A 5,913-nucleotide genomic window follows, 5' to 3' on the forward strand; every position below is an offset into this window, starting at 1 on the left:
AGTCTAGCGACGGTGATTGACCGGGCGGTGTGCTCGGGATGTGCGGATGGGGTCACGTCGAGGTGAACTCGGCCACCGCGGCATCCTGTGGGCATTTTCGGTGGGTAGACCAACCACAAATGCCCACAGGACGAGTGACCAGGCGGTCTACAGGTCAGGATGGGCCGGCCGCTCGCGTCGAGGTGCAGGTGCGGAGCACCGCCCGCCGGCCCTCGGACGAGTAACGTCGGCGGCGTGCCCGAGCATCGGATGCCCACGCTGTCACCCCAGGCCGTCGAGCAGGTCGCCTGTCTCGTCCAGGAGCACCACTGCGAGCCCATCACCGTCTGCGACCTGGCGGATGCGGCGGGCTACAGCCGACACCACTTCAGCCGGGCCTTCACGGGCAGCTTCGGCATCTCCCCCAGCGCCTACCTGACCGCAGCCCGGATCGAGACCGCCAAGCTCCTGCTCCTGGACGAGACCGACGCCGTGGTGGACGTGGCCGTCGCGGTGGGTTTCGACTCGCTGTCCAGCTTCACGCGCCGGTTTGCGACCACCGTCGGCACGACGCCCGGCGCGCCTGCGCCAGCTCGCCGGGCGTCTTGAGTGCTCGAGTCCCCGACCCTTCGCCTTGGGAAACGCTGACCAGCCGCCGATCGAGGTGATGGCGGTCCTTCCGGGCGGAGTCAGGGACACCTGCCGCATCTGGCTCGGGTGGTATCCGAGCCCTGCCCCGATCGGGCTCCCCGCCGCGGGGCAGTTGTGCGAGTTCGACCAACCACTGTCCCTGCGCCTGCAGCCTGGCGCGCCATGGCTGCTGGGCTTCGCCGTCGAGGATGGCGACGACCACCTGCACCAGCTCGCCCCTCGGTGGCCCGTCGTCGCACGCCATCCAGCACCCATCGCTAGGCCCCAGCAGGTGACCTTGCATTTTCGGCGTGCGCAGATGCACGACATCCCGCTGCTCAGCGCCCTGCCTGCGCTGGCGAAGTGAGCACATCGGGACAAAGATCCGGGCGCCCGGCTGCGTAGCGTTGGGGATGTCAACACCGACGACCGATGGAGGACACCATGACCCGCACCACCGGAACGCCCACCTGGCTTGACCTGCAGACCAGTGACCTCGAGGGCGCCAAGACCTTCTACGGTGAACTGTTCGGCTGGCAGTTCGATGACTCCGGCCCCGACTTCGGCCACTACACCATGATCTCCAAGGACGGCGGTCTCGTCGGCGGCATGATGGACTTCGCCAACTTCTCGAGCGATGGGAGTGTTCCCATGCCGACGAGCGAGCTGCGCAGCTCCTGGGACGTCTTCCTGGCGGTCGACGACGTCGACGAACGCCTCGAGCTCGCCATCGCGAACGGTGCGAGCGTCCTGTTCCCGGCCAGTGATGTCGGCCCTGCTGGGCGCTGCGCCACCATCGCCGACCCCACTGGCGCCACCGTCGCCCTGTGGCAGGCTCGGGACACCGAGGGATATGCCTTCACCGGCCAGCCCGGAACACCGGTCTGGTTCGAACTGATGACGCAGGACTTCCAGACGGCGAAGGTCTTCTACAGCGCTGTCTTCGACTTCACCCCGGTCGCCATGCAGACCCCCATGGAGGACGGCGCCCAGAACGACTCGTCCACCTATGCCACCAACGGACCCGAATCGGAAGCCTCCAGCGGCATCTGCAATGTGGCCGGTTTCGTACCCGAGTCCGAGGGCTCCTGGTGGCGGGTCTACTTCGCCGTCGACGGGTGTGACCAGGCGGTCCGGGCCGTCCAGGCGCTGGGTGGTCGGCTGCTCGACGGTCCGGACGACTCCCCCTTCGGGCGGATCGCCACCATCGCCGACCCGAGCGGCGCCACCTTCCAGATCTGCTCCCCCGGCGAGGCGGTGCGCTGATCTCGGAGTTCACGGACCGCCGCGATGCTTGGATGGCGTCATGGACCTCTTCGCGGCCATCGCCGCCGAGCGACGCTCGATCGCTGACCTGTTGGAGAAGCTCTCGCCCCAACAGCTGGAGACGCAGAGCCTGTGCAGTGCCTGGACGGTGCGGCAGCTCGCCGCGCACCTCGTCATGCCGATGGAGGTGGGAATGCCGGGCTTCATGCTCGCCATGCTGCGCCACCGCGGGGACTTCGACCGGGCCAACGATGCCCTCGCCCGGAAGCAGGCCCAACGGCCCTTCCCCGAGATCGTCGCGACCCTGCGTGACAAGGCAGATCATCGCTTCACCCCGCCAGGCCAAGGACCGGAGGCGCCGTTGACCGATGTCCTGGTGCACGGGCTCGACATCACTCGCCCGCTGGGCCTCGACCACCAGCTCCCCGCCGAGCACCTCAGCATCTCGCTGGACTACCTGGCCTCCGGGCCCTCGAAGTCGCGTGCTGCCAGCGGCGGGCTGTCCGGTGTCCGCCTGCAGGCCGAGGACATCGACTGGAGCCATGGCGACGGTCCGCTGGTCACCGGTCCGGCGAAGTCGTTGCTGCTGGCCCTGGCCGGCCGCGACGCGGGATGGCAGGACCTTCGAGGCGAGGTGCCTGCCCACTAGTCACCCGCAGCCCCGCCTGGCTGGCACAGGGCCAGCGCTTCGTCGGCGATCACCCGCACGGCGTCCTCGAACGCCCTGGAATCGTCCCCCGGCGGGAGCACCAGCGGCACGTCGAGGTCGCGGGACACCCAGAGCATGTGCCAGGCCAGGTCGTCCCAGGTCGGTGCACCCACCCGGAACCGGCAGCCCCGGGCCGTCGGCTCCACCCGCTCCCGGTAGGCCTCGGGGATCCTCGCCGTCACGCGCTGGGCATCCACCGCCATCTCGACCTCCAGCACGCACGGGTAGCGGCTGTCCAGGTCGCGCTGGAATCCGGCAGGGGGAGCCTCTTGGGGCTCGAAGCGCCAGGTGGTCGTCGTGACTGCGCTCATCCGGTCCAGTCGGAAGACACGCCAGGCGCCCCTGCCCCGGTCGTAGGCCTGGAGGTACCAGTACTCCCCCTGGGTCATCAGCCGGGCGGGCTCCACCTCGCGTGAGGTCTGCTCCCCTGTCGGCTTGCGGTAGTCGAAACGCACCACGCACCGGTCGCGTCGCGCGGTTGCCATCTGTTGCAGGACGTCGAGGTCCAGTGCGGGACGGCTGCGCGGCAGCGCCTGGGTCGCCGCATCCACCGCGGTCGCCGTCGCCCGCAGGCGTGGCGGCAGGACCTGGTCCAGCTTGGCGAGCGCCCGTAGGGCCGCCTCCCCCACCTCGTCGGCGCCCGACAGCGCCCCCATCCGCAGGCAGGCGACCATCGCCACCGCCTCGTCGTCGTCCAGCAGCAGCGGCGGCAGACGACGCCCGGCGCCGAGGCGGTAGCCGCCACCGACGCCCCGCTCGGCCTCCACCGGATAGCCGAGCTCGCGCAGGCGGGTCACGTCGCGCCGCACGGTCCGTTCGGTGACTGCGAGCCGCGAGGCGAGTTCCTCGGCAGTCCACGAGGACCGCGCCTCCAGCAGCGCCAGCAACCTCAGGACTCGATGGGTCGTGTCTGCCATGCCGGTAATTCTTGCCCACGAAGTGGACCGAAACTGTCCGCACGGTGCGGTCTGATGATGGCACCGGCACCCGCCGCACCCGAAAGGACCCGCCATGTACCTGCCCCAGATCGACGACGAGCGCACCACCCTGTGCAACTACCTCGACGCCCAGCTCGACGCGGTGCGCGCCAGCGCCCACGGACTCGACGATGCCCAGGCCCGCCGGACCCCACTACGTAGTGCGCTGAGCATTAGCGGGATCGTCAAGCACGTTGCCCACTGCATGAAAGGCTCCCTGTCCGGCGCAGGACACCATGAGCACGACGAGCCCTTCGAGGCCTTCTACGCCAGCTTCACCCCGACCGCTGACGAGACCCTCGACGCACTGCTGGCCACCTTCGACTCGGTGCGCGAGCAGTACATGACCATGTGCCGCGAGGGAGACCCCGAGGCCAAGCTCCCCGTCGGACCCATGCCCTGGTACGGCCTGGACGAGGCCCGTCCCACCAAGCTCCGCTACCTCTACGTCGGGCACATCGAGGAGTTCGCCCGTCATGCCGGCCACGCCGACATCATCCGGGAGCAGCTCGACGGCGCGAAGGCCGCAGAACTGCTGGCCGCCGTCGAGGGGCGACCGGCGAACGAGTTCGTCTCGCCGTGGACGAAGGGCTGATCCCTGTTCCGTTGGCGCACCGACAGGCAGCGTCCACAGCCAGCCTCACCGTCTCCTCGGTGACAGGCTCGCCCTCGATGACCGCCTGGTGGTGCAGGGGTCCGGCCAGCAGCCGCAGCACACTGGCCGGATCCCCGGGACGCTCGTGCCGCTGGAGCACCGTCGCCACGGCCTCGCGACGCTGCGACCAGAACCTCGCCAAGACCTCGCGAATGCCGTCATCGGGCCAGGCCAGGAGCGATCGCACCAGCCGAGCACCCTCCGGGTCCAGCTGACGGCGAAGTTGTTGGGCGATGGCCGTGAGGTCCGACTCCAAGGACCCCGTCTGGGGAGTCGACAGGCCGCGCGTGATCTCGTCGGCCAGGTCCGCGACGATCCCGGCAACGTCGCCCCAGCGGCGGTAGATGGACGAACGGTGCACCCCGGACAGTGCGGCGATGGCCTCGATCCGCATGCCCGATGCCCCTTGCTTCACCAGGATCGTCCGCGCGGCTGCCAGCACTGCCGCGCGCGTCCTGGAGGTCCGGCCGCCCGGACGAACGGTCCCCACACGTCCGATGTCGTTCACAAGTTCATGTTAACGCGACAAATCGATGCGTTATGTTCGCGTCATGACCAGCCGATCCTTGCAGCGGGCCGTGGACCTCGCCCGCACCGGAAAGACCGACGAATGTGCCCCTGTCACTGCCCGGGCACACCTCGACATCAAGGCCCCTGCCCACGAGGTCTTCCGCGTCCTCGCCGACATTGCGCGGTGGCCCGACGTCATTCCTGGCGTCACGCGGACGGAAGTGCTCCAGGAACCGCTCGACACCGGGAGTCGCTTCACCTGGCGCAACCGCGGCGTCCCCCTGCGATCCACCATCCAGCGCATCGCTCCCGACCAGGAGCTCACCTGGACCGGCCAGGCGCTGTGGCTGATCGCCGTGCACCGCAACACCATCGAAGAATGTGACTCCGGATGCCGCCTCACCAGCGAGGAGTCGATGACCGGTTGGGGCGTTCGCCTCTTCATGCCGCCCGCCACCCTCGAACGGCAGTTGCAGGCCTTCGTGCGGTCCATCGCCGACGAGGCCGAACGATTGCTGTGACCTGGTGCTGGCTCCTGGGTGACGGCAGCAAGGAGTTCGGCTTGGCCCCTGGGCTAGGGTCTGGGCATGTCAGATCCGTCCCTCGACCCCGCCCAGATCCGAGCCGAGCTCCAGACCAAGCGTGAGGAACTGCGAGCCCAGATCACCGACCTGACCCGACCACCAGAGGGCGGCGCCACAATCGGCTTCGGCAAGCGCATCGGTGAGGGAACCACCCAGGCCATCCAGCAGATGGCCGACGTCTCCACCGCCCAGACCCTCGCCGGGGTCCTCGACCAGGTGGAACGCTCACTCACCAAGCTCGACGAGGGCAGCTACGGCCAGTGCGATGTCTGCCAGGGCCCCATCGGGGAGGCGCGCCTTGAATTTCGTCCGTGGTCAGTTCGGTGCGTGGAGCACGCCGACGGCTGACTCCGGTGAGCGGTCACAAGGTCTGATCCGCCCCGGAATGTCAGGAGACTCCGAACCTTGGGAAGGTGTATGACGGGGGCGAGTAACCCATGCAGGTGGTGGCGGCAATGCGCGACGCACGGGCTGAAGCGCCGGGTTTGAGCATGCCCAAAGCACTTTGGCACGAAAGGGGCCCTAGCCTGACCGTTTCCTGGCCTGACCAAGGCCTTCACTGTCGGGGCGACAGGACTCGAACCAAAGGACTTCACCCGCGTT

General features: G+C 68.7%; 9 protein-coding genes. 7 read left to right on the forward strand and 2 right to left on the reverse strand.

The window, feature by feature from the left end; genetic code table 11:
• Positions 1-234 precede the first annotated feature (234 nt).
• The 4 genes from ACHFFZ_RS14415 (at position 235) to ACHFFZ_RS14430 (ending at position 2,524) form a co-directional block, all read left to right on the forward strand.
• Positions 235-588, forward strand: a complete 354-nt coding sequence (locus ACHFFZ_RS14415) for a helix-turn-helix transcriptional regulator (RefSeq protein ID WP_394277293.1) — start codon at positions 235-237, stop codon at positions 586-588.
• A gap of 25 nt (positions 589-613) precedes the next feature.
• Complete coding sequence (locus ACHFFZ_RS14420) at positions 614-976, forward strand: hypothetical protein (RefSeq protein ID WP_394277294.1); 363 nt, start codon at positions 614-616, stop codon at positions 974-976.
• Positions 977-1,053: 77 nt separating this feature from the next.
• Positions 1,054-1,875 carry a VOC family protein gene (locus ACHFFZ_RS14425; RefSeq protein ID WP_394277295.1) on the forward strand — a complete coding sequence of 274 codons (822 nt, stop codon included), beginning with the start codon at positions 1,054-1,056 and terminating at the stop codon, positions 1,873-1,875.
• Between the two features lie 40 nt (positions 1,876-1,915).
• Positions 1,916-2,524: a maleylpyruvate isomerase family mycothiol-dependent enzyme gene (locus ACHFFZ_RS14430; protein WP_394277296.1), complete on the forward strand. Its 609-nt coding sequence runs from the start codon at positions 1,916-1,918 to the stop codon at positions 2,522-2,524.
• On the opposite strand, the gene ACHFFZ_RS14435 is transcribed toward ACHFFZ_RS14430, so the two are convergent.
• Positions 2,521-3,501 carry a helix-turn-helix transcriptional regulator gene (locus ACHFFZ_RS14435; protein ID WP_394277297.1) on the reverse strand — a complete coding sequence of 327 codons (981 nt, stop codon included), beginning with the start codon at positions 3,499-3,501 and terminating at the stop codon, positions 2,521-2,523. The genes ACHFFZ_RS14430 and ACHFFZ_RS14435 overlap by 4 nt on opposite strands.
• Before the next feature lie 94 nt (positions 3,502-3,595).
• Between ACHFFZ_RS14435 and ACHFFZ_RS14440 the strand changes: the two genes are divergently transcribed.
• On the forward strand, positions 3,596-4,156 hold the full coding sequence (locus ACHFFZ_RS14440) for a DUF664 domain-containing protein (protein WP_394277298.1): 561 nt from the start codon (positions 3,596-3,598) through the stop codon (positions 4,154-4,156).
• On the opposite strand, the gene ACHFFZ_RS14445 is transcribed toward ACHFFZ_RS14440, so the two are convergent.
• Positions 4,056-4,724, reverse strand: a complete 669-nt coding sequence (locus ACHFFZ_RS14445) for a TetR/AcrR family transcriptional regulator C-terminal ligand-binding domain-containing protein (protein ID WP_394277299.1) — start codon at positions 4,722-4,724, stop codon at positions 4,056-4,058. The two genes, ACHFFZ_RS14440 and ACHFFZ_RS14445, sit on opposite strands and share 101 nt — an antisense overlap.
• 43 nt (positions 4,725-4,767) lie before the next feature.
• Between ACHFFZ_RS14445 and ACHFFZ_RS14450 the strand changes: the two genes are divergently transcribed.
• Both ACHFFZ_RS14450 and ACHFFZ_RS14455 read left to right on the forward strand, forming a co-directional pair.
• Complete coding sequence (locus tag ACHFFZ_RS14450) at positions 4,768-5,247, forward strand: SRPBCC family protein (RefSeq protein WP_394277300.1); 480 nt, start codon at positions 4,768-4,770, stop codon at positions 5,245-5,247.
• 66 nt (positions 5,248-5,313) lie between these two features.
• Positions 5,314-5,658, forward strand: coding sequence for a TraR/DksA family transcriptional regulator (locus tag ACHFFZ_RS14455; RefSeq protein WP_394277301.1), 345 nt, complete (start codon positions 5,314-5,316; stop codon positions 5,656-5,658).
• Positions 5,659-5,913: the final 255 nt, after the last annotated feature.

It is taken from the genome of Luteococcus sp., assembly GCF_043424415.1.
GTDB lineage: Bacteria > Actinomycetota > Actinomycetes > Propionibacteriales > Propionibacteriaceae > Luteococcus.

Coding starts and splice junctions, on each gene's coding strand:
- ACHFFZ_RS14450 (WP_394277300.1), top strand. CDS start 4,768: ATGACCAGCCGATCCTTGCAGCGGGCCGTGGACCTCGCCCGCACCGGA.
- ACHFFZ_RS14430 (WP_394277296.1), top strand. CDS start 1,916: ATGGACCTCTTCGCGGCCATCGCCGCCGAGCGACGCTCGATCGCTGAC.
- ACHFFZ_RS14455 (WP_394277301.1), top strand. CDS start 5,314: ATGTCAGATCCGTCCCTCGACCCCGCCCAGATCCGAGCCGAGCTCCAG.
- ACHFFZ_RS14435 (WP_394277297.1), bottom strand. CDS start 3,501: ATGGCAGACACGACCCATCGAGTCCTGAGGTTGCTGGCGCTGCTGGAG.
- ACHFFZ_RS14425 (WP_394277295.1), top strand. CDS start 1,054: ATGACCCGCACCACCGGAACGCCCACCTGGCTTGACCTGCAGACCAGT.
- ACHFFZ_RS14440 (WP_394277298.1), top strand. CDS start 3,596: ATGTACCTGCCCCAGATCGACGACGAGCGCACCACCCTGTGCAACTAC.